Raw genomic sequence first — 22,669 nt, 5'->3', positions numbered from 1 at the left:
ACCGGCTCCGTAACAGTCGGGCCGCGGCGCCCGGAGCGGCTTGACGCGCGCGTCGCCGATCCGCGTGGATGCGGGGGGATGGGTCATCATGGCCGGAACGCGAAGGCCCGACGGCGGGAGGTGAACGGATGAGGCTGCTGCTCGTGGAGGACGACCACCGGGTCGCCGCCGCGCTGTCCGCCGTGCTGGCCAAGCACGGGCTGCAGGTCACCCACGCCCGCAGCGGCGAGGAGGCGCTGCACGCGCTCCTGCCGGACCACGGTCCGGCCTACGACGTGGTACTGCTCGACCTCGGCCTGCCCGACCAGGACGGCTTCGAGGTGTGCAGCAGGATCCGGCTGCGCACCGCCATACCCGTGATCATGGTCACGGCCCGCGCCGACGTGCGCTCCCGCATCCACGGGCTCAACCTCGGCGCCGACGACTACGTGGTGAAGCCGTACGACACCGGAGAGCTGCTCGCCCGCATCCACGCCGTCTGCCGCCGCAAGGCGCAGGAGGGGCCCGGTGCCGAGGGCGAGGGCGGCGAGGCCGTCGCGGACGGAGGGCCGATCCGGCTCGGGCCGGTCTGCCTGGAGCCGGCCACCCGCAAGGTGACCGTCGACGAGGAGCCGGTGGCGCTCACCCGCAAGGAGTTCGACCTGCTGGCGCTGCTCGCGCAGCGGCCCGGTGTGGTGTTCCGCCGCGAGCAGATCATCAGCGAGGTGTGGCGGACGAGCTGGGAGGGGACCGGGCGCACCCTCGAGGTGCACGTGGCGTCGCTGCGCTCCAAGCTGCGCCTGCCCTCCCTGATCGAGACCGTGCGCGGGGTCGGCTACCGGCTCGTCGTGCCGTCCTCCTAGGGGCGCGCGCGGTGCGCACCCGGCTGCTCCCCCTGCTCATCGTCCTCATGGCGGGTGTGCTGCTGGCGCTCGGCTTCCCGCTCGCCGCGAGCCTGGCCGCCGCCCAGCAGCAGCGGGTCGTCGTCGACCGCATCGACGACACCGCGCGCTTCGCCGCGCTCGCCCAGTACGTCAACACCGACACCGGCGGCGAGCGGGAGGGCACCCTCAAGGCCGACCTGCTGCAGTACCAGCAGGTCTACGGCATCCGGGCCGGCGTCTTCGGCCGCGACGGACGGCCGATCGCCTCGGCGCCGGCCGGCTGGCGGCTGCCGGAGGGCGGCGAGGCCAGGACCGCGTACCGCGAGGCGCTGGCCGGGCGCCGCAGCCACGACCCGCGGCAGATCTGGCCCTGGCAGCACCGCCGGCTGCCGGTCGCCTCCCCGGTGGTGCGGGACGGCGACGTCGTCGCGGTGGTGCTCACCGACTCGCCGACCGGCGCGATGCGCTCGCGCATCCTGCGCGGCTGGCTGCTGCTGGCGGCCGGGGAACTCGCCGCCATGGCGGTCGCCGTGATGGCCGCCTTCCGGCTCACCGGCTGGGTGCTGCGCCCGGTCCGGGTGCTGGACCGGGTTACCCACGACATCGCCACCGGGCGCATGAAGTCCCGTGTCGCGGCCGCCGGCGGGCCGCCCGAACTGCGCCGGCTGGCCCGCTCCTTCAACGAGATGGCCGACAACGTCGAGGAAGTGCTGGACCAGCAGCGGGCCTTCGTCGCCGACGCCTCGCACCAGTTGCGCAACCCGCTGTCGGCGCTGCTGCTGCGGATCGAGCTGCTGGGGCTGGAACTCCCCGAGGGCCACGAGGAGATCGCCTCGGTCCAGGAGGAGGGCAAGCGCCTGGCCTCGGTGCTGGACGACCTGCTCGGGCTGGCCACCGCCGAGCACGCCGAGGCCCACCTCGCCCTCGCCGACGTCGCCGCCCTCACCGCCGAACGCGTGGAGGCCTGGCGGCCGGTCGCCGACCGCGAGGGCGTGGAGCTGTCCTACGACGGCGTCGCGGCGGCCACCGGGTGGGCGGACCGGATCGCGCTGTCCAGCGCCCTGGACGCCGTCATCGACAACGCCCTGAAGTTCACCCCACGCGGTGAACGGGTCCGCGTCGGCACCGCCGTCGCCGTCCGGCCCGGCCGGGTCGAGGTCACCGTCGCCGACGGCGGCCCGGGCCTGAGCGCGGACGAACTCGCCCGCATCGGCGACCGGTTCTGGCGCAGTCCGCTCCACCAGAACGTGGACGGCTCGGGTCTGGGCCTGTCCATCGCGCGGGTCCTGCTGACCCAGGGCGGCGGCGGCATCTCCTACGCCCCGAACGAGCCGCACGGACTGCGCGTGACGCTCACCGTGCCGCGAACGGCTCCCTGAGGCCCGGACCGGCCTGCCGGGCCAGCGGATTGGAGCCTATGGAGTTGTGGATGCTGAAGTTGACGGCGTCCGAGCGGTAGCGGTCGTCCGACCACTCGACCGGGCGGCCCTTCTGCGTCGTCGTGACCCGCCGAACCCGCAGCAGCGGGCTGCCGCGCCGCAGGCCGAGCAGTTCCGCGTCCCTGGTGCCCGCCGCGACGGCGTCGATCAGGTGCTCGCCGTAGGCGAAGACCAGGCCGGTGTCGTCGTACAGCCGCTGGGTCACCGACTCGCAGCCCGGCTCGATGCGCCGCACCGCGGGGGCGATCCAGTCCGCGTACACCGTGCGCTCGACCAGGACGCGCTCGCCGTCCAGACCGCGCACGCGCAGCACGTACAGCACCTCGGTGCCCGGGCGCAGGTGCAGCCGCGCGGCGTCCTCGGTGTCGGCCGGCCGGGTCTCGGAGGAGACCACCTCGCCGGAGGCCGCGCGGCCCATGGCGCGGGCCCACTGGGCGAAGCTGCGCAGTTCCGCGAAGCTCTGGCTGCGCCGGCTGGCCAGGACGACCCGGCGGGCCCCCTGCCGGGAGCCGATCAGGCCCTCGGTGGTGAGCGCCGCGATCGCCTGCCGCACCGTGCCGCGCGAGACGCCGTAGCGGGCGGCCAGTTCGGTCTCCGGGGGCAACAGGGCACCGACCGTGTACTGCTCGTCGTCGATGGCCCGCCGCAGTTCCTCGGCGATCTCTTCGTGCCGCGCCGTCACCGCGTCCCCTTCCGTTCATTCGTTGTCTGCGCACAACATGGGTCAGCGTAGACGAGCCGGACCGGGGCCGTCGCAGGGGTATCGGTCAACTTGCTGGCAGCGCAGATCCGTTGTCATCAGCGGCGTACTGTTCTCCGGCCGCTGTCCGGGGTTCTCGCCCCGTTCACGGAAAGGACATGGATGCCGGGCCTACTGGGGGCAACTTGTTCAAACAAGTGATGCCGGTCCTGGTCGCCCAGGACCCGACACCCCTACCCAGGAGACATCCGTGCCCGCGTCCCTCCCGAAGGCGGCGTCCGTCGCCGCCGGTCTTGCTCTGACCGCGCTGGCCCTCAGCGCCTGTGGCTCCGCCCCCTCCACCCAGACCTCCGCCGACGGCAAGAGCGCCGCCACCGCGACCTCCGCCGAGGAGTTCGGCGGCATGGACGCCCTTGTGGCCGCCGCCAAGAAGGAGGGCACCCTCAACGCGATCGCCCTGCCCCGCGACTGGGCCAACTACGGCGAGCTGATCGACGGCTTCACCAAGAAGTACGGGATCAAGATCAACGACGAGACTCCGGACGCGGCCAGCCAGGACGAGATCAACGCCGTCACCTCCCGCAAGGGCCAGGACCGCGCCCCCGACGTCCTGGACCTCGGCAGCTCCTTCGCGGTCAGCGGCGCGCAGCAGGGCCTGTTCGCCTCCTACAAGGTCGCCTCCTTCGACGACATCCCGGCCGCCCAGAAGGACGCGCAGGCCCGCTGGTACAACGACTACGGCGGCTACGTCTCCATCGGCTGCGACGCCAAGCGGGTCAAGGCCTGCCCGACGACCTTCGCCGACCTGCTCAAGCCCGAGTACAAGGGCCAGGTGGCCCTGAACGGCAACCCGACCAAGTCCGGCTCCGCCTTCGGCGGCGTGTACGCGGCGGCCCTGGCCAACGGCGGCTCCTTCGACGACATCCAGGCCGGCCTGGACTTCTTCGCCAAGCTGAAGAAGAACGGCAACTACACGCCGGTCGAGTCCACCCCGGCCACCGTCGAGAAGGGCGAGACGCCCATCTCCATCGACTGGGACTACCTGAACGCCGGCTACGCCAAGGAGTTCGCCAGCAAGGGCCTGGACTGGAAGGTCTCCGTCCCCGAGGACGGCAAGTACGCCCAGTACTACTCCCAGGCGATCAACAAGGACGCCCCGCACCCCGCGGCCGCACGCCTGTGGCAGGAGTACCTCTACAGCGCCGAGGGCCAGAACCTGTGGCTCAAGGGCTTCGCCCGCCCCGTCCTGATGTCCGCCATGGAGACGGCCGGCACCCTCGACAAGGCCGCCGCCGCCGCGCTCCCCCCGGTCACCGGCACCCCGTCCTTCCCGACCGAGGACCAGCAGGCCAAGGCCAAGGACGTCCTCGCCCAGGGCTGGGCCAAGGCCGTCACCGGATGACCGACCTCATGACAGCCACCGTCGCGCCCGCCGACGCCGGGGAGAAGACCCCGGCGCGGCGGCGCCCCGCCGGCTGGCTCGCGGTGGCCCCGCTGCTCGTCTTCGTGGCGATCAGTTTCGGGGCCCCCGCCCTGGCCATGCTGAACGGCGCCTTCACGGTCAAGGACCCCGCCACCGGGGCCTCCTCGTACACCACGGCGAACCTGACGCACTCGCTGCAGGGTGCCTACCTGACCGCCCTGTGGGGCAGCGTCAAGCTGTCCGCGCTCTCCGCGGCGATCGGTACCGTGTGCGGGCTGCTGCTCGCGCAGGCCGTGGTCACCTCGCGCTTCCGCGCGCTGCGCGAGGCCGTTCTGACCGCCTCCGGCGTGCTCGCCAACTTCGGCGGCGTGCCGCTCGCCTTCGCCTTCGTCGCCACCCTCGGCAACTCGGGCATCCTCACCCGCCGGCTGGGCCTCGCCGACAAGGGCTGGAACCTCTACAGCTTCTGGGGCCTGGTGATCGTCTACCTGTACTTCCTCATCCCGCTGATGGTGCTCACCGTGACCCCCGCGCTGGACGGTCTGCGGGTCCAGTGGCGTGAGGCGGCCCAGAACAACGGCGCCACCGGCGTGCAGTACTGGCGGCACGTGGCGCTGCCGGTGCTGGCCCCCTCGCTCCTCGGCGGTTTCGTGCTGCTCTTCGGCAGCGCCTTCGCCGCGTACGCCACCGCGGCTGCCATGGTCGGCAGCTCGGTGCCGCTGGTTCCCCTGCAGATCGCCGACGCCATCTCCGGAAACGTACTGGTCGGCCAGGAGAACGTCGGCCTGGCGCTCAGTCTCGACATGGTCGTCGTCGCCGGCCTGGTCATGGCGATCTACCTGCCCCTGCAACGACGGAGCGCGCGATGGCTCGTGTGACCACCGCACGACTGCGGCCCTGGCGGGGAGTCGTCCTCGCCTTCGCCGCGATCTACTTCCTGGTGCCGCTGGCCGCCTCGGCGATCTTCACCGTGGACGTCCCCGGCCAGGGCTTCACCCTCGACGCCTACGGGCAGATCTTCGCGGCCGAGGGCTTCACCACCAGCCTGCTGCTCTCCCTGGAGCTGGCCGCCGCCACCGTCCTGGTCGTGCTGCTGCTCATGGTCCCCGCCATGGTGGCGCTGCGGCTGTCGGCGCCGCGGTTGCGCCCAGTGGTCGAGGTGGTCTGCTCGCTGCCGCTGGTCGTGCCGCCGATCGCCCTGGTGGCCGGTGTCCGCACCGTGCTGGGTTGGGGCCCGGAGTACCTGTCCAGCACGCCCCTGTTCCAGACGTTCGTGGCCGTCCAGAACCCGGACTTCCCCGTGGTGCTGGTCCTCACGGACGTCGTGATGGCGCTGCCCTTCGTCTACCGGGCACTCGACGCCGGCCTGCGGGCGGTCGACGTCCGCACCCTGGTGGAGGCCGCCCGTTCCTGCGGAGCGAGCTGGCCGCGCGCCCTGGTCAACGCGGTGCTCCCGAACCTGCGCGGGGCGCTGCTGAACGCCTCGTTCCTGACCCTCGCCCTCGTGCTCGGCGAGTTCACCGTCGCCTCGCTGCTCGGCTTCCAGCCCTTCGCCGTGTGGATCGTCACCGCCAGCGGTTCGCAGGCCCAGTTGTCCGTCGCCGTATCGGTGCTCAGCCTGCTCGTCACCTGGGCGCTGCTGCTGGCACTGACCGCGTTCAGCGGACGCCGTTCCTCGACACGTACCGCCTCCCAGGAGTGACCGACACCATGACCGACACCGTCCCCGCCCCGCCCACCGACGCCGCCCCGCGCACCGCGGGCGGCGCCACCGTCGAGTTCCGGGCGCTGCGCCGGTCCTTCGGCGCGACCACCGCGCTGGACGGGCTGGACCTGACCGTGCAGCCCGGCGAACTGCTCGCCCTGCTGGGCCCGTCCGGTTGCGGCAAGACCACCGCGCTGCGCATGCTCGCGGGCTTCGAGCACCCCGACTCCGGCCAGGTCCTCGTCGACGGCAAGGACGTCACCTCGACCCCGGCGCACCGCCGCGACGCCGGCATGGTCTTCCAGTCCTACAGCCTCTTCCCGCACCTGAGCGCCGTCGACAACGTCGCCTTCGGGCTGCGCATGCGCAAGGTCGGCACCGCCGAGCGCCGCAGGCGCGCCGCCGAACTGCTGGAGCTCGTCGGCCTGCCGAGCCACGCCGACCGCTTCCCGCACCAGCTCTCCGGCGGCCAGCAGCAGCGCGTGGCGCTCGCCCGCGCCCTGGCGCTGCGGCCGCGCGTGCTGCTGCTGGACGAGCCGCTGAGCGCCCTGGACGCCAAGGTGCGCACCAACCTCCGGGAGGAGATCCGCCGCCTGCAGCTGGAACTCGGCATCACCACGCTGTTCGTGACGCACGACCAGGAGGAGGCGCTGTCCATGGCCGACCGCGTCGCCGTCATGAACGCCGGCCGCCTGGAGCAGTGCGCCGCCCCCGCCGAGCTGTACGACCGCCCGGCGACCGCCTTCGTCGCCGAGTTCGTCGGCACCAACAGCCGGATTCCGGGCCACCTGGCCGACGACGGGTACGTCGAGGTCCTGGGCCGCCGTCTGCCCGCCGAGAGCGGCACCGCCGACGGTTCCCACGGTTCCCACGGTTCCGGCGGCCGCGAGGTCGACGTGCTGGTGCGTCCCGAGGCGGTGACCGTGTCCGCCGACCCCACCGGCGACGCGCTCGTCGTGGCGGCCGCCTTCCTCGGCGCGGTGACCCGGGTGACCGTCCGGCTGCCCGACGGCACCGACGTCAAGGCCGACCTGCCCAGCACCGAGGCCGCCGTGCTGCCGCCCGGCGCGCCCGTCTCCCTGTCCCTGCCCGACCGCCCCGTCCTGGTGGCCGCGCGGGCCGCCTGACCCCGACCGCACCGCCGACAGCACCGCCCATCCCCCCACACCCCGTTGAAAGAGAGTTCCGTGACCCACCCACCGACCCACCCGCTCAACGCCGTTCTGTTCGACATGGACGGCACGCTCGTCGACACCGAGGAGCTGTGGTGGCAGGCGGTCGAGCAAGTGGCCGCCGGGTTGGGGCACGTGCTCGGCGACGCAGACGTGACTGAGGTCCTCGGCCGCGCCGTCGAGCACACCGCCGCACATCTGGTGAGCACGACCGGGACGGCGACCCGCGCCGAGGAGCTGGCCGCCGTCCTGCACCGCGAGTTCGCGACCCGGGTCCGGGACCGTACCGTCCCGCGCCCCGGCGCGATCGAACTGCTCGACGAACTGGCCCGGCACGCCGTCCCCATCGCTCTCGTGTCGGCCTCCCCCCGTGAGGTCGTCGACATCGTCCTCGACGTCCTCGGCCGGGACCGCTTCGCGGTCTCCTTCACCGCCGACGACACCGAGCGCACCAAGCCCGCCCCCGACCCCTACCTCGCCGCGGCCCGCGCCCTGGGCGCCGACCCGGCCTCCTGCGTCGCCGTCGAGGACACCCCGACCGGCGTCGCCTCCGCGGAGGCCGCCGGCTGCCGGGTGCTCGCCGTGCCCTCGCTGGCGCCGATCGCGCCCGGCCCCGGACGCCTGGTGCTGGGCAGCCTGGAGCAGGTCGGCATCACGGTGCTGCGGGACCTGGTGCGCCGCGAACCGTCCTTCCTGGTACCCGCCTTCACCACCCGCGCCGCCCGGGTCGGCGAGCCCTTCCGGGCCACCGTGGCCGGGCTGCTGCGCGGCGCCCCCGTGACGTACGCGAAGAGCGCCGGCCCGGAGTGGGCCGAGGTCCGCGCCGACGGCACGGTCACCGGCACACCCGACGCGCCCGGCGAGGCCGCGGTCAGCGTCACCGCCACCGACGACATCGGGCGCACCGCCGTCGTCACCGCCCGGGTCCCGGTCGTCGCGGCCGGCGAGCCCCTGGTGCGCCGGGTGCGCGTCATGACGTGGAACCTGTGGCGCGGCGGCACCATGGTCGACGACCGCCGCGACAGGCAACTGCGCGTCCTGCTGGACGCGGACGCCGACGTCGTCGGCCTCCAGGAGACCCTCACCCACTCCGCCAAGGAGCTGGCGGAGGCACTCGGCTGGGACTATCACCAGGCCGGCGACAACCTCGGCGTGATCAGCCGCTACCCGATCGTCTCCCGCCACGGCCTGCCCGCGACCCCGTTCTACGGCGGTCTCGGCGCGACCGTGCGCCTCGACGCGGACCGCGAGGTCACGGTGTGGAGCGCGCACCTGAACTACACGCCCTACGGCCCGTACGACGCCCTGAACGACCGGCTGCCGGTCGAGGCGCTGGCCGAGCGCGAGGAGTCCTCGGGCCGCCTCGGCGAGATCCGGCGCATCCTGAGCGACATGGCCGGCGACCTCGCCGCCCGCGACACCACGCCGGTGCTGCTGGTCGGGGACTTCAACGTCCCCTCCCACCTGGACTGGACCGCCGAGGCGGCCCCGCTCCACGGCGGTCGCGAGGTGCCCTGGCCGGTCACCCTGGAGGCCGAGGCGGCCGGACTGCGCGACTCCTACCGCGACGCCCACCCCGACCCGGTGCGCGACCCGGGCACCACCTGGTCGCCGGTGAACCCCGCGCCCGAACCGCAGGACCGGATCGACTTCGTGCTCTACGCGGGCAGCGGGCTGGAGGTCCTGTACTCCACGACGCTCGTCACCGGCGACCCCCGTCCCGAGCCCGACGTCGCGTCCAACGCGTGGCCCTCCGACCACGCCGCCGTCGTCACGACCTTCGCGCTGCGCTGAGGCCCGCGGGGCCGCCCGGGGGCACCGGCGCCGTCAGGCGCACTCCTCCATCTCCTCGGGCGGCCGCTGGTCCGCGAGCTGCTGCGGGGTGAGCGGCTTGAGGTGCTTGATGTACGACGCCCGCCAGGCGCCCGAGGTGATCTCGTCCCGTATCGCGTCGCATATGGCGTGCTTCAGCGCGGGCTCGTTCTTCTGGATGCCCACACCGTATTCCTCGATCCCGAAGGGCACGCCCAGCAGCCGCAGCCGCGTGGGGTGCTGGGCCCGGTAGCCGGCCAGGATGATGTCGTCGGTGGAGACGGCGTCGACCTGCCCCTTCAGCAACTCGTCGACGCAGATACCGTACGAGGCCTGCTGGTCGGTCTTTATCAGCGGGAACTGCTTCCCCAGGCGCTCGGCGGGAGTGGAGTCCGTGACCGTGCACACTGTGTGGCCGAACAGGTCCTGCGCGCCGTGGATGGGCGAGTCGGTGCGCACCAGGAAGTCCTGTGCCGCCTGGTAGTACGGGCCCGCGAAGTCGACCTGCTCCTTGCGCGCGGCCGTGATCGAATAGCTCGCCACTATCAGGTCGACCTGGCCCGCCTTCAGGCGGTACTCGCGGGACTGCGTGTCCACGACGGTGAACTGGACCCGCTGGAAACCCAGATGACGGGCGATCGCCCAGGCCAGGTCGATGTCGAAGCCCTCGTAGCCGGCCTTGGCGGTCGACGAGACCTGGCTCAGCCCCGGCTGGTCCTTCTTGACGCCGACGAGCAGATAGCCGCGCTCACGGGCCGCCTGGTACGTCGGGGAACCGGCCAGCCGCAGCCCGTTGTCGTCCCGCAGCCCGTCGGTGGCGAACCAGCCGGCCGCCGCGAGCACCACCAGTCCCACGCCGCCCGCCAGCAGCGCGCGCCAGCGCCGCCACGCGAGGCGCCCGCCGCCGGGCCGCGGCGCCGGCGCGGCGCTCTCCGCCGCGGACGGGTCCGTGAGCTGCTCCGGGACGTGTACCGCCGACTCGGTGGCCTGCGGGTCGTAGTCGGCATGGACGGGCAGGGGGAACTGCGGGGTCTCCTGCGCCACGTGCTGCAGCAACTGCTCGGCGCGCTGCGCCGTCATCCGCGCGTCGGGGTCCTTCACCAGCAGCCCGTCGACCAGCGGGCGCAGCGGCCCGCCGTGCGCCATCGGCGGCGGCTCCGAGGTGCGCACGGCCTCCAGCACCTCGTACGGCGTCGGCCCCCGGAACGGCGGCCGGCCCTCCACCATCTCGTACAGCGTGACGCCCAGCGACCACAGGTCGGAAGCGGGCGTCGGGGGCTGCCGGTTGGCGACCTCCGGGGCGAGGTACTGCGGGGTGCCCACGGTCTCGTGCAGCCGCGTCACCTGCGCCGCGCCCTCGAAGGTGGCGATGCCGAAGTCCATCAGGACGGCCCGGCCGTCGCGCCGGAAGAGGATGTTGTGCGGCTTCACGTCCCGGTGCAGCACACCGGCCGCGTGCACCGCGCGCAGACCGCGCAGCACCTCCAGCCCGATCCGTGCCGCCTGCAGGGCCGGCAGCCGGCCCCGCTCGCGCAACTGGTCGGCCAGGGAGTGCGGATTGACCTGCTCCATGACGATCCAGACCTGGCCCTCGGCCTCGATCACATCGTGCACGGCGACCACGTGCTCGTGCCCGATCCGGGCGATCGCCTGCGCCTCCCGGCGCGCCCGCTCCACCCACTGCGCCTGCGTCTCCGGGTCCAGCGCCCCGCGGAACAGCAGCTCCTTGACGGCGACCTGACGGCCGAGCCGGTTGTCGTACGCCTCCCAGACCACGCCCATGCCGCCGCGCCCGAGCTGCCGGCGCAGTTCGTAGCGGCCGTCGATGAGGGTCTCCGGAATACCCTCAGTGCTCATGCCTGTGCCCCCATCGGTCCGTGGTCGGCTACAGGTTATGGGGCGGCGACAGGGATGAACATCGGCCCCGGGGAAGGGAGATGATCACATGTCGGACGGAACGCCGCCAACCGGGCCTATGGCTTTACGGAGCGGTAGTAGCGCTCGGCCCCCGCGTGCAGCGGCAGCGGGTCGGTGAAGACGGCAGTCCGCAGATCCACCAGCTGTGCGGCGTGCACCTCCTGGCCGATCCGGTCGCGGCTGTCGATGACCGTCCTGGTGAGCCGTTCCACCAGCCCGGTGTCCTGCCGGTCCGTGGTGATGAGCAGATTGGCCACGGCGATGGTCTGCACCGCCCGCCCGCCCTGGATCATCGGATAGGCGTCCGCGGGCATCACGGCCTGCCGGTAGTAGCCGGACTCGTCGTCCCCGGAGTGCAGGGCGGTCACGAGGTCGCCGAGCTGGACCAGCTTGACGTCGGACCTCTCCGCCAGATCCGTCACGGCCTTCGTCGGCAGGCCGCCCGACCAGAAGAACGCGTCCAGCTTGCCCTCGCGCAGCAGCTGGGGCGCCGTGTCGATGCCGACCGCCTTCCGGCGCACGTCCCCCTCGTGCCCCAGGCCCGCCGCGGTGAGCAGCCGTCGCGCTATGAGGTTCACCCCGGAACTGGGCTGCCCCACCCCGACGCGCAGCCCCCGCAGGTCCTTCGCCGACCGCACCTTGGAGTCGGCGGGCACCACGAGCTGCATGTAGTCGTCGTACAGCCGTGCGCACGCCCGCAGGCGTCCGGCCCCCTCGCCCCGGTAGTCCGCGACGGCGTCGGCCGCCGCTATCGCGAAGTCCGCCTTCCCGGTGGCCACCCGCCGCACGTTGTCCACCGACCCCTCGGAGGGCACGAGGCGTACCCGCACGCCCGGCAGGTCGGTGCGCAGGTAGGGCTGGAGCCGCTTGCCGTAGGTCTCGTAGACGCCGTTGCGCGACCCGGTCGAGAAGGACACGGCCCCGGTCGGGTACGACGGGCCCTCCGCGGGCAGCAGCCACCACACCAGCAGCGCCGTCGCCGCGGCAGCCGCCAGCACCGCCTGCACGACCCGGCGCCTTCCGATACGGGGGACCTCCATCCGGGCGATACTGCCAGCCCCCTCCCGCCCTGGCCAGCGCCCGCCGCCGGGCGCGCGGTGCCCGGGGCGTCGCTACGCTCGGAAGGACGACCGCGTCCCGCACGTCGTACCGGAGGCACCGGATGCACCCCTCGGCCGCCTGGGACCTCGGCGGCCTCGTCGTCCGCCGGGTCGACGAGACCGCCCTGCCGCCGCGGACCGGCGCGGTGCTCCTCCCGGGGGCCACCCCGGCCGTCGTGGCCGCCGTGGCCTGGCTGCTTCCCGACTTCGTCCGGCAGGACGGCACGCTGCGGCTGCACAGCCATACGTTCGCCTGGCGGGCGGACGGGCTGAGCGTCCTGGTGGACACGGGCATCGGCAACGGGAAACCGCGCGACGACCCGGCCTGGGACCGGCTGGACACCGACTACCTGCTGCGCCTGGCCGGCGCGGGGTTCCCGCCCGAGGAGGTGGACCTGGTGATCCTCACCCACCTACACACCGACCACGTCGGCTGGAACACCCGCGACGACGGCGGCAGATGGGTCCCCACCTTCCCCCACGCCCGCCACGTCGTCCCGCGCGCCGAGTGGGACCACTGGGCCGGCCCGGCCACGGACGCGGCCCACCGGCAGGTCCTCCGCGACTCGGTGCTCCCGGTGCGCGACGCCGGGCTGCTCGACCTGGTGGACGTGGGCGACGGCCCCGCCGAGCCCGCCCCGGGGATCCGGCTGCTGCCGGTGCCGGGCCACACCCCGGGACAGGTGGCCGTCGAGGTGCGCGGCGCCGACCGGACCGCCGTGATCGGCGCCGACAGCGTGCACCACCCCGTCCAGGTCGCGCGGCCGGACCTCACCAGCCCCACCGACACCGACCCCGCGCTGTCCGTCCGCAGCCGCCGCGCACTGCTCGGCCGGCTGGCCGGCACGGACACGCTGCTCCTGGGCACGCACTTCCCGCCGCCGACCGCCGGCACGGTCGTCCCGGACGGGAACACCCACCGGCTCGTGCCCGTCCCGGGGGGAACGTGAGCACGAGCGGTTCCGGCGCCCCCTTACCCTGGATGGGTGCAGCGTGAAGAGCAGGGTGTGAAGAGCTACGAGATCCGCACCTACGGGTGCCAGATGAACGTCCACGACTCCGAACGGCTGGCCGGCCTCCTGGAGGCGGCCGGCTACGTTCGCGCGCCCAAGGACGCCGACGGCACGGTGTCCGCGGACGTCGTGGTCTTCAACACCTGCGCGGTGCGCGAGAACGCCGACAACCGGTTGTACGGCAACCTCGGCCGCCTCGCCCCGCAGAAGGCGGCCCGCCCGGGCATGCAGATCGCCGTCGGCGGCTGCCTGGCGCAGAAGGACCGCGACACGATCGTGAAGAAGGCCCCCTGGGTCGACGTCGTCTTCGGCACCCACAACATCGGCAGCCTGCCGGTGCTGCTGGAGCGCGCCCGGGTCGCCGAGGAGGCCCAGGTCGAGATCGCCGAGTCGCTGGAGACCTTCCCCTCCACCCTGCCGACCCGGCGGGAGTCCGCGTACGCGGCCTGGGTGTCCATCTCGGTGGGCTGCAACAACACCTGCACCTTCTGCATCGTCCCCGCGCTGCGCGGCAAGGAGAAGGACCGCCGCCCCGGCGACATCCTCGCCGAGGTCGAGGCGCTGGTCGCCGAGGGCGTCGTCGAGGTGACGCTGCTCGGCCAGAACGTCAACGCGTACGGCTCCGACATCGGCGACCGCGAGGCCTTCAGCAAGCTGCTGCGCGCCACCGGCGGGATCGACGGGCTGGAGCGGGTCCGCTTCACCTCGCCGCACCCGCGCGACTTCACCGACGACGTGATCGCGGCCATGGCCGAGACCCCGAACGTGATGCACCAGTTGCACATGCCGCTGCAGTCCGGCTCCGACACCGTGCTGCGCGCCATGCGCCGCTCGTACCGGCAGGACCGCTACCTCGGCATCATCGAGAAGGTGCGCGCCGCCATGCCGGACGCCGCCATCTCTACCGACATCATCGTGGGCTTCCCCGGCGAGACCGACGAGGACTTCGAGCAGACGCTGCACGTGGTGCGCGAGGCCCGGTTCGCCCAGGCCTTCACCTTCCAGTACTCCAAGCGCCCCGGCACGCCCGCCGCCGAGATGGACGGCCAGGTGCCCAAGGCCGTGGTGCAGGAGCGGTACGAGCGCCTGGTCGCGCTCCAGGAGGAGATCTCCTGGGAGGAGAACAAGAAGCAGGTCGGCCGGACCCTGGAGATCCTGGTCGCCGAGGGCGAGGGCCGCAAGGACGACGCCACGCACCGTCTGTCCGGCCGCGCCGGCGACAACCGCCTGGTGCACTTCGCGCCGCCGGCCGAGCCCGTGCGCCCCGGCGACATGGTGACCGCGGAGATCACCTACGCCGCGCCGCACCACCTGCTCGCGGAGCGCCCCGCCCTCGCCGTCCGCCGCACCCCGGCGGGCGACGCCTGGGAGCGGCGCAGCGCGGCCGCGGCCGCCAAGCCCGCGGGCGTCCTGCTCGGGCTGCCGACGATCGGCGTCCCGGCGCCGATGCCCGCGGCCGCACCGGGCTGCGCCACCCACTGACCGGGCGGGGGCCCGGCGGGAGCACACCACAGCGATCCGAGGGGGGACGGCATGAGCCGTTGGGGTCTGTTCGTCGAGGAGACCGTCGGCAGCGGCGACAACAGGCGCTGGGAGTTCGACCTGCTCGGCCACGCCGACGGGAGCCGTGAGGACGCGCTGCGCGCCCTGGAGCGCACGGCGCAGGCCTTCCGGCCCAGGAAGCCGCTGAGCGTGCGGCGCACCTGGACGTACCGCACCGGGGACGGCCTGCTGCAGGTCAACGAGGGCATGACCACGACCTACATCTGCCGTTTCACGGTGGCCGAGCTCATCGCCGACAGCAAAGACGCCTCGGTGGCGCCCACGCCCCGCGACCGTGTGCCCGAGGGGTACTGAGCCGGCGCGCGTTAGGCTTCCGATCATGCTGGTCGCCGCCGCCGTATGCCCCTGCCCGCCGCTGCTCGTGCCCGAGGTCGCCTCGGGCGCGTCCGCCGAGCTAGACACCCTGCGCGCGGCGTGTGCCGACGCGCTGGCCGTGGTCTCGGCCGCCCGCCCCGACCTGCTGGTCGTGGTCGGCGCGGTCGGTACGGGGGAGAGCTCCCACGTCTGGGAGGGCGGTGGCACCGGGTCGCTGCGCCCGTACGGGGTGAACCGCGCGGTGCGCCTGGGCGACGGCTCGGACCCCGAGCCGCTGGCCCCGGCGCTGACGGTCGCCGCCGCGCTGCTGGAGGACGCGCGCCTGGCCGCGCCCCTGCACGGCTGCGCGGTGCCCGAGGACGCGCCGGCCGGGCGCATGCTGGAGCTGGGCCGAGGTCTGGCGGAGCTGGCGGACCGGGTGGCGCTGCTGGTCATGGGCGACGGCAGCAACTGCCGCACCCTCAAGGCCCCCGGCTACCTGGACGACCGCGCGGAGGCCTTCGACGCCTCCGTCGCACGGGCGCTGGGCACCGCGGACACGGCCGCGCTGGCCGGGCTGGACGCCGGGCTGGCGGGTGAGCTGCGGGCCGCGGGACGGGCCCCGTGGCAGGTGTTGGCCGGCGCGGCAGAGCAGGCCGCACTGGGCGGCGCCCTGCTGTACGACGAGGCGCCCTACGGCGTGGGCTACTTCGTGTCGGTCTGGTCCTAGGCCTGTCGTCGCATTCCCTCCCCCAGCTGCAGCCGGGAGCCGGGGGACCCGCGGAGCCCGCCCTCCGGGCGGCCGGAGCCCACGTGACGACAGGGCTAGTCCCGCTTGTCCTTCATCTGACCCAGGGCGCCCTTGGTCTTGTCCACGCCCGAGTCGATCTTGCTGCTGTACTTGTGCTTGGTCTTCTCGTCGACCGTGTGCGCGACCTTGTCGAGCTTCGACTCGATCGCGTCGCCGTGGCGTTCCACGAAATCCCCGGCCTTGGCCTTGGCCTGTTCGGCCTTGGCCTTCAACGTGTCCATGAGGCTCATGGCTCACCGTCCCCTGCGTGGAATGGCCCGAAATGACCTTTTCTGTTTGATGATGCTACTCGTCCGGGGGTGAATCCGCCCCGCCGGGATTTGCGAAACTGTCCACGTGAAGAACGACGCCCCCCACGTGATCGCCGTCGTCGGCCCCACGGCCGCCGGCAAGTCCGACCTCGGTGTCGCCCTGGCCCGGGCCCTGGACGGTGAGGTGATCAACGCCGACTCCATGCAGTTGTACCGCGGCATGGACATCGGCACCGCCAAGCTCGCCGAGGAGGAGCGGCACGGCGTCCCGCACCACCTCCTGGACATCTGGGACGTCACCCAGGCCGCCAGCGTCGCCGAGTACCAGCGCCTGGCCCGGGCCGAGATCGACCGCCTGCTGGCCGCCGGGCGCAGCGCGGTCCTCGTCGGCGGTTCCGGTCTCTACGTGCGCGCCGCGATCGACGCCCTGGACTTCCCCGGCACCGACCCCGACGTGCGGGCCCGCCTGGAGGCCGAGCTGGAGGAGCAGGGCTCCGGTCCGCTGCACGCGCGTCTGGCCGCCGTCGACCCCGAGGCGGCGCGGGCGATCCTGCCCAGCAACGGGCGGCGTGTGGTGCGCGCCCTGGAGGTCGTGGAGATCACCGGCCGCCCCTTCACGGCGAACCTGCCCGACGCGCACTCCAAGGGGTCGGTCTACGACACCGTCCAGATCGGAGTGGACGTGCCGCGCCCCGAGCTCGACGAGCGGATCGCGCTGCGCGTCGACCGGATGTGGGACGCCGGGCTGGTCGGCGAGGTGCGGGCGTTGGAGGCGGCAGGCCTGCGTGAGGGGCGGACCGCCTCCCGGGCGCTCGGCTACCAGCAGATCCTCGCCGCTTTCCTGGGCGCCTGCACCGAGCAGGAGGCGCGCGACGAGACCGTGCGCGCCACCAAACGCTTCGCGCGCCGTCAGGATTCGTGGTTCCGCCGCGACCGCCGGGTGCACTGGCTCGGCGGTCGCGGAGAGGAACTGGTGGGCCAGGCCCTCGCCCTGTTCGGCCCGGCCCGGCCCAGCGGTCACAGCCTGATCACGTGATGGCATCGGGACGCCCCAGCGGCACTTGACGCCACTTCGAGCGTGCCATCATCGAGCATCGGGCTACGATGTCGGACTCTTTGGAGGGCGCGTGGCGATGGAAGCCGGCCCTCGCAACGGACCGCAACCGGAGCAGGCGGAGGGTGCCGCGGACGCGGAACACGACCGCCTCGTGGTCGACGGACCCCTGGAGGACCCGCTCGACGCGCAGACCCTCGCGGAGGAGGAGCAGTCCTTCCGCGAGCTGCGCCCCGAGCGCCGTCTGCGCGTGTGGCAGATCGCCCCGATCGTCGCTCTGGGCGCGCTCGGCTCGCTGATGTTCGCCTTCCCGCTCGCCTTCGAGACCGGGGACGGCGGCGCCGTCGTCGCCATGCTCGGCTTCCTGCTGGGCTGCTGCGCGGCCGGCTGGGGCCTGATGGCCGCCCGCAAGGTCGGTTACACGTGGCCGGGCCTGCCCGCCCGCGGCTCGGAACGGCGTCCCGACTGGCGCTACCTCGCCCTGTACGCGGCCGTGATCATCGTGCTGGCGCTGCTGGCCTTCTGGCGCGTCGCCCGCCTGCGCTGACCCGTAGGATCGGGGCATGACCACCGCCGCACCGCAGGGCCTGCCGTTCCTCAAGGGGCACGGCACGGAGAACGACTTCGTGATCATCCCCGACCACGACGGGGAACTGGACCTGACCGCCGCGATGGTCGCCCGGCTCTGCGACCGCCGGGCCGGGATCGGCGCGGACGGCGTGCTGCGGGTGGTCCGCTCCGCGAAGCACCCCGAGGCCGCGGCGATGGCCGCGGAGGCCGAGTGGTTCATGGACTACCGCAACGGCGACGGCACCGTTGCCGAGATGTGCGGCAACGGCGTCCGGGTCTTCGCCCGCTACCTGGAGCGCGCCGGTCTCGCCGAGGCCGGTGATCTCGCGATCGCCACCCGCGCCGGTGTGCGGCAGGCGCACCTCGCCAAGAACGGCGACGTCACCGTGGACATGGGACGTGTCGTGCTGCCCGAGGGCGAGGTCGAGGTCTCCGTCGGCGAGCGCCGCTGGCCGGCCCGCAACGTGAACATGGGCAATCCGCACGCCGTCGCGTTCGTCGACGACCTCGCCGAGGCCGGCGACCTGCTGACGTCCCCGGTCTGGGAGCCCGCCGCGGCCTACCCGGACGGCGTGAACGTCGAGTTCGTGGTCGACCGCGGCCCCGGGCACGTCGCCATGCGGGTCCATGAGCGCGGCTCGGGCGAGACCCGGTCCTGCGGCACGGGCGCCTGCGCCGTCATGGTCGCCGCGGCCCGCCGCGACGGGCTCGACCCGGCCGTGACGGGCCGTCCGCAGACCTACACCGTGGACGTGCCCGGCGGGCGACTGTCCGTCACCGAACACCCGGACGGCACGGTCGAGATGACCGGACCGGCCGTCATCGTCGCCACGGGCGTGATCGACCCGGCCTGGCTGCGCGAAAGCGCATAAGCCTACCCGTCCTCCGGGGTGTTCATTCGCTCGAACGGGTGATGCCGATCACGCTGGGCGAGAGCGTGGCAGCGGCACGTGATGGGCTCGGTAGCATCAAGCACCGGCACGGAAGCCATCCCGCCGCCGGTCGACGCTGCCGGAGGTGCCCGTATGAGCCCAGACAACGCAGTGGAAGCCGTCCCGAACTCCGAGGGGCGCAGGCGCATCCCGCGGACGGCGGACCTGCGCCGGCTGGGGCGTGCGGCCCTGCTCGGTCCCGGCGGCCGGGGGCGCGTGCCGGACGCGATCGAGCACATCGCCAAGGTGCACCGCCTGCGACATCCCCGTGCGGACCTCGCCATCCTGCGCAAGGCGTACGAGCTCGCCGAGTCCTCGCACCGCGGCCAAACGCGCAAGAGCGGTGAGCCGTACATCACACACCCGCTCGCGGTGACCCTCATCCTGGCCGAACTCGGCGCGGAGACCACGACCTTGACGGCCTCCCTGCTCCACGACACGGTCGAGGACACCGATGTGACGCTGGACCAGGTGGGCGAGGAGTTCGGCGCGGAGGTGCGCTTCCTGGTCGACGGGGTCACCAAGCTGGAGAAGGTCGACTACGGGGCCGCGGCCGAGCCCGAGACCTTCCGCAAGATGCTGGTCGCCACCGGCAACGACGTCCGTGTGATGTCGATCAAGCTCGCCGACCGACTGCACAACATGCGCACCCTCGGCGTCATGCGCCCCGAGAAGCAGGCGCGCATCGCCAAGGTCACCCGGGACGTGCTCATCCCGCTCGCCGAACGCCTCGGCGTCCAAGCGCTGAAGACCGAGCTGGAGGACCTGGTCTTCGCCATCCTGCACCCCGAGGAGTACAGCCGCACCACCGATCTGATCGTCGAACACGCCGCCCTGCCCGACCCGTTGTCCGCCGTCGCCGAGGACGTGCGCCGGGTGCTGCGGGACGCGGGCATCGGCGCCGAGGTCGACGTCAGGCCGCGGCACGTGGTGTCGGTGCACCGCGTGGCGCGCAAGCGGGGCGGCGCGCAGCCCGGCGGCAGCGACTTCGGCCGCGTGCTGATCCAGGTCGCCGAGGACGCCGACTGCTACGCCGTCCTCGGTGAGCTGCACACCTGCTTCACCCCGGTCGTCGCGGAGTTCAAGGACTTCATCGCGGCCCCGAAGTTCAACCTCTACCAGTCACTGCACACCGCCGTCCGGGACACCGACGGCCGCATCGCCGAAGTCCTCATCCGCACCCGGCAGATGCACCTGGCGGCCGAGGCCGGTGTCATCGCGCTCGGCAATCCGTACACGGCCGGCGAGACCGCCGAGGGTGCCGACGGCGAGCGCGTCGACCCGACCAGGCCGGGCTGGCTCGCCCGGCTGCTCGACTGGCAACGCGACGCCCCCGACCCGGACTTCTTCTGGAGCACCCTGCGCGACGAGCTCGCCCAGGACCGGGAGATCACCGTCTTCTCCGCCGACGGCGGCACGGTCGGCCTGCCGGACGGCGCCACGTGCACCGACGCGGCCTACGCCCTGCACGGTGAGGCCGCCCACGCCGTCGTCGGCGCGCGGGTCAACGGCCGCCTCGCGCCGCTGCGCACCGCCCTCAAGGACGGTGACACCCTGCAACTGCTCATGGCCCACAGCACCGGTGGTGAAGTCTCGGGGCCGTCGCCGGACTGGCTGGAGCACGCCCGCACCCCCGCCGCCCGCATCGCCATCAGCCGATGGCTGGAGGCCCACCCGGCGGCCGGCGCCGAGGAGCAGCCGGCCACACCCGCCGTCCGCGCCGCCGGAACCGCCACGCGCCGTACGGCCGACCCTCTCGCGGAGGCCGTCGACACCGATCCGCCCGGCGGCACCGTGCGCATGGCGCGCTGCTGCACACCCGTGCCGCCCGACGGGATCACCGGCTTCGTCATCCGCGGCGGCACGGTGGCCGTTCACCGCGCCGGGTGCCCGGTCAGCGCCCGCATGGCGGCCTCCGGCCGCGCCCCGGTCGCCGTCCGCTGGCGCCACGACGCCCCCGGCGCCGGCCACCGGGCCACGCTGTACGCCGAGGCACTGGGCCGTCCGCGACTGCTCGCCGACCTGACCGAGGTCATCGCCGGGCAGGGCGTCGCCATCGTCTACGCAGCGGTGGAGCCCCCGCAGGAGCACAGGGTGCGCCACACGTACACCGTGGAACTGCCCGACCCCGGGTCGCTGTCCGTCCTGATGCGCGCGATGCGCGCCGTGCCCGGGGTCTACGACGTGTACCGCGCCCAGGGCGCGGTGGCCACTCCACAGGTCTGAGGAGTACCCGATCGGGTGGGGTGCAGACGCGCCGCCGCCTGCGGGCCACGGTGCGCTGATACCGATGTCCCATGATCGGATCCTTTGCGCGCCGCGGCGCCCTCACCGCGGCCGCGGTGATCGCGCTCACTGCGGCGGGACTGCCCGGCGGCGACACGACCCCCGCCGGTATCGGCGACCGGCTCTACCCCGAGCTCGGCAACCCCGGGTACGACGTCCACGACTACGACATCTCGTTCACCTACCACGGCAACAACCGGCCGCTGAGTGCCGTCACCCGGATCGACGCGCTCGCCACCGACACCCTGGAGAGCTTCCACCTCGACTTCGCCCGCGGCACCGTGAGCTCGGTCGAGGTCAACGACCAACCCGCGCCGTTCACCACCGAGCGCGAGGAACTGGTCGTCACCCCGGTCGTCCCGGTCCCCGTGGGCGGACGCATGCAGATCATCGTCGTCCACACCAGTGATCCCACCACCAAGGACGACAGCGGCTGGATCCCCACCAAGGACGGGCTGGTCATGGCCAACCAGGCCAGTGCCGCCCACACGGTCTTCCCGTGCAACGACCACCCCTCGGACAAGGCGCGGTTCGCCTTCCACGTCACCGCCCCCAAGGACCTCACGGTCGTCGCCAACGGCCTGCCCGAGCCCTCCCTCACCCGGGGGGCCACCACCACGTGGACCTACCGCACGGCCCACCCCATGGCCACCGAGCTCGCCCAGGTCTCCATCGGGCACAGCGCCGTCCTGCACCGCACGGGGCCCGGCGGCCTGCCGCTGCGCGACGTCCTGGACGCCGCCGATCCGGAACGGGCGGTGCTGGAGAAGCGGCTGGCCCTGACCGCCGACCAGATCGCGTGGATGGAGCAGCAGGTCGGCCCGTTCCCCTTCGAGACGTACGGCATCCTCAGCGCCAACACGATCACCGGGTTCGAGCTGGAGACGCAGACCCTCTCGCTCTTCGAGCGCCGGGTCCTGCTGGCCCGCGAGGCGGACGCCACGCCGGTGATGGTGCACGAGCTGGCGCATCAGTGGTTCGGCGACAGCGTGAGCCCCGCGACCTGGTCCGACCTGTGGCTGAACGAGGGTCACGCCACCTGGTACCAGTGGCGCTACGGCGCCGAGAAGTACCACGAGTACACCCTGGACAAGCTCGCCAGAGCCGCCTACGAGCTCGACGGCGAGCTGCGCCGTGCCGGCGGTCCGCCCGCCCACCCGCTCGTGCCCGGCAACCCCGGAGCGCAGGCCAAGCTCAGCATCTTCCGCGGCAACGTCTACTTCAGCGGGGCGCTGGCGCTCTACGCGCTCCGCCAGGAGATCGGCGCCGAGGTGTTCCAGGAACTGGAGCGCGCCTGGGTCACCCGGCACCGCGACGGCGTCGCCTCGACCGCCGACTTCATCGAGCTGGCCTCCGACACCGCGGGCCGCGACCTCGGTCCCTTCCTGCGGGCCTGGCTGTACGGGCCCACCACCCCGCCCATGCCGGGCCACCCCGACTGGAAGCCGGCGCCCGCCAGGCCGGGACCCCAGGCCGGCCCGCACGGTCAGTCCCACGGCCACTCCCACGGTCAGTCCCACGGCCACTCCCACGGTCAGTCCCACGGCCACTCCCACGGTCAGTCCCACGGCCACTCCCACGGTCAGTCCCACGGCAACGAACAAGCCGCCCCGCACAGCGCACACCGCTCCGGGCCCGCACCCGGGCCCGCGAAAGTCGCGTGACCGGGCGGCGACCGGCGTGCGACCATCTACGTACGGCGACGACGCCGCGGCCCGGCCCGGGGAATCTCCCGGCCCCGCCGAACGTTGTGCCCTGTGTGCG

The 22,669-nt window shown here is 73.2% G+C and carries 20 protein-coding genes; 16 read left to right on the top strand and 4 right to left on the bottom strand.

Annotated features, from left to right (window positions below; all coding sequences use genetic code 11):
- The first annotated feature begins 128 nt into the window (after window positions 1-128).
- Entirely contained in the window at window positions 129-842 is a 714-nt protein-coding gene (locus PV364_RS08865) for a response regulator transcription factor (RefSeq protein ID WP_319659193.1), read from the top strand.
- 11 nt (window positions 843-853) lie between these two features.
- The gene (locus PV364_RS08860; RefSeq protein ID WP_319659192.1) at window positions 854-2,242 is read left to right on the top strand and encodes a HAMP domain-containing sensor histidine kinase; all 1,389 of its coding nucleotides are present in this window, start codon (window positions 854-856) and stop codon (window positions 2,240-2,242) included.
- Here the strand turns inward: PV364_RS08860 and PV364_RS08855 are convergent.
- On the bottom strand, window positions 2,217-2,984 hold the full coding sequence (locus PV364_RS08855; protein WP_319659191.1) for a GntR family transcriptional regulator: 768 nt from the start codon (window positions 2,982-2,984) through the stop codon (window positions 2,217-2,219). The two genes, PV364_RS08860 and PV364_RS08855, sit on opposite strands and share 26 nt — an antisense overlap.
- A gap of 268 nt (window positions 2,985-3,252) precedes the next feature.
- Between PV364_RS08855 and PV364_RS08850 the strand changes: the two genes are divergently transcribed.
- The 5 genes from PV364_RS08850 to PV364_RS08830 are packed head-to-tail and all read left to right on the top strand — an operon-like array spanning window position 3,253 to window position 9,096.
- Window positions 3,253-4,404 (top strand): ABC transporter substrate-binding protein, encoded by a 1,152-nt coding sequence (locus PV364_RS08850; RefSeq protein ID WP_319659190.1) that lies wholly within the window; start codon window positions 3,253-3,255, stop codon window positions 4,402-4,404.
- Between the two features lie 8 nt (window positions 4,405-4,412).
- Window positions 4,413-5,303: an ABC transporter permease gene (locus PV364_RS08845; RefSeq protein WP_319659189.1), complete on the top strand. Its 891-nt coding sequence runs from the start codon at window positions 4,413-4,415 to the stop codon at window positions 5,301-5,303.
- A complete protein-coding gene (locus PV364_RS08840) occupies window positions 5,291-6,127 on the top strand; it encodes an ABC transporter permease (RefSeq protein WP_319659188.1) in 837 nt (278 codons plus the stop codon). The genes PV364_RS08845 and PV364_RS08840 overlap by 13 nt, the downstream gene beginning before the upstream one ends.
- A gap of 8 nt (window positions 6,128-6,135) precedes the next feature.
- The gene (locus tag PV364_RS08835; RefSeq protein WP_319659187.1) at window positions 6,136-7,257 is read left to right on the top strand and encodes an ABC transporter ATP-binding protein; all 1,122 of its coding nucleotides are present in this window, start codon (window positions 6,136-6,138) and stop codon (window positions 7,255-7,257) included.
- A 60-nt stretch (window positions 7,258-7,317) separates the two neighbouring features.
- Window positions 7,318-9,096, top strand: coding sequence for an HAD-IA family hydrolase (locus tag PV364_RS08830; RefSeq protein WP_319659186.1), 1,779 nt, complete (start codon window positions 7,318-7,320; stop codon window positions 9,094-9,096).
- 33 nt (window positions 9,097-9,129) lie between these two features.
- On the opposite strand, the gene PV364_RS08825 is transcribed toward PV364_RS08830, so the two are convergent.
- Window positions 9,130-10,971 carry a serine/threonine-protein kinase gene (locus tag PV364_RS08825; RefSeq protein WP_319659185.1) on the bottom strand — a complete coding sequence of 614 codons (1,842 nt, stop codon included), beginning with the start codon at window positions 10,969-10,971 and terminating at the stop codon, window positions 9,130-9,132.
- Between the two features lie 116 nt (window positions 10,972-11,087).
- A complete protein-coding gene (locus PV364_RS08820) occupies window positions 11,088-12,071 on the bottom strand; it encodes a TAXI family TRAP transporter solute-binding subunit (RefSeq protein WP_319659184.1) in 984 nt (327 codons plus the stop codon).
- A 122-nt stretch (window positions 12,072-12,193) separates the two neighbouring features.
- Here PV364_RS08820 and PV364_RS08815 point away from each other — a divergent pair, with 122 nt between their 5' ends.
- Genes PV364_RS08815 through PV364_RS08800 form a run of 4 tightly spaced genes read left to right on the top strand, consistent with a single transcriptional unit; the run spans window position 12,194 to window position 15,731 of the window.
- Entirely contained in the window at window positions 12,194-13,081 is an 888-nt protein-coding gene (locus tag PV364_RS08815; protein ID WP_319659183.1) for an MBL fold metallo-hydrolase, read from the top strand.
- A 36-nt stretch (window positions 13,082-13,117) separates the two neighbouring features.
- Complete coding sequence (gene miaB, locus PV364_RS08810) at window positions 13,118-14,626, top strand: tRNA (N6-isopentenyl adenosine(37)-C2)-methylthiotransferase MiaB (protein ID WP_319659182.1); 1,509 nt, start codon at window positions 13,118-13,120, stop codon at window positions 14,624-14,626.
- A 51-nt stretch (window positions 14,627-14,677) separates the two neighbouring features.
- Window positions 14,678-15,001: a hypothetical protein gene (locus tag PV364_RS08805; RefSeq protein WP_319659181.1), complete on the top strand. Its 324-nt coding sequence runs from the start codon at window positions 14,678-14,680 to the stop codon at window positions 14,999-15,001.
- Between the two features lie 25 nt (window positions 15,002-15,026).
- Window positions 15,027-15,731, top strand: a complete 705-nt coding sequence (locus PV364_RS08800) for a class III extradiol dioxygenase subunit B-like domain-containing protein (protein WP_319659180.1) — start codon at window positions 15,027-15,029, stop codon at window positions 15,729-15,731.
- A 95-nt stretch (window positions 15,732-15,826) separates the two neighbouring features.
- Here PV364_RS08800 and PV364_RS08795 read toward each other — a convergent pair whose 3' ends face one another.
- Window positions 15,827-16,042: an antitoxin gene (locus PV364_RS08795; RefSeq protein WP_319659179.1), complete on the bottom strand. Its 216-nt coding sequence runs from the start codon at window positions 16,040-16,042 to the stop codon at window positions 15,827-15,829.
- 106 nt (window positions 16,043-16,148) lie between these two features.
- Between PV364_RS08795 and miaA the strand changes: the two genes are divergently transcribed.
- From miaA to PV364_RS08770, 5 genes are all read left to right on the top strand, one after another.
- Complete coding sequence (gene miaA / locus PV364_RS08790) at window positions 16,149-17,099, top strand: tRNA (adenosine(37)-N6)-dimethylallyltransferase MiaA (protein ID WP_319659178.1); 951 nt, start codon at window positions 16,149-16,151, stop codon at window positions 17,097-17,099.
- Between the two features lie 97 nt (window positions 17,100-17,196).
- The gene (locus tag PV364_RS08785; protein ID WP_319659253.1) at window positions 17,197-17,664 is read left to right on the top strand and encodes a hypothetical protein; all 468 of its coding nucleotides are present in this window, start codon (window positions 17,197-17,199) and stop codon (window positions 17,662-17,664) included.
- A gap of 16 nt (window positions 17,665-17,680) precedes the next feature.
- Entirely contained in the window at window positions 17,681-18,559 is an 879-nt protein-coding gene (gene dapF / locus PV364_RS08780; protein ID WP_319659177.1) for a diaminopimelate epimerase, read from the top strand.
- A 153-nt stretch (window positions 18,560-18,712) separates the two neighbouring features.
- On the top strand, window positions 18,713-20,845 hold the full coding sequence (locus tag PV364_RS08775) for a RelA/SpoT family protein (protein ID WP_319659176.1): 2,133 nt from the start codon (window positions 18,713-18,715) through the stop codon (window positions 20,843-20,845).
- Between the two features lie 71 nt (window positions 20,846-20,916).
- Window positions 20,917-22,569 carry a M1 family metallopeptidase gene (locus tag PV364_RS08770; protein ID WP_319659175.1) on the top strand — a complete coding sequence of 551 codons (1,653 nt, stop codon included), beginning with the start codon at window positions 20,917-20,919 and terminating at the stop codon, window positions 22,567-22,569.
- The last annotated feature ends 100 nt before the right edge of the window (window positions 22,570-22,669 follow it).

The organism is Streptomyces sp. MI02-7b, assembly GCF_033793585.1.
Lineage (GTDB): Bacteria > Actinomycetota > Actinomycetes > Streptomycetales > Streptomycetaceae > Actinacidiphila.
Note: the sequence above shows the minus strand (reverse complement) of the source record. Positions and strands in the feature narration are given on the sequence as shown.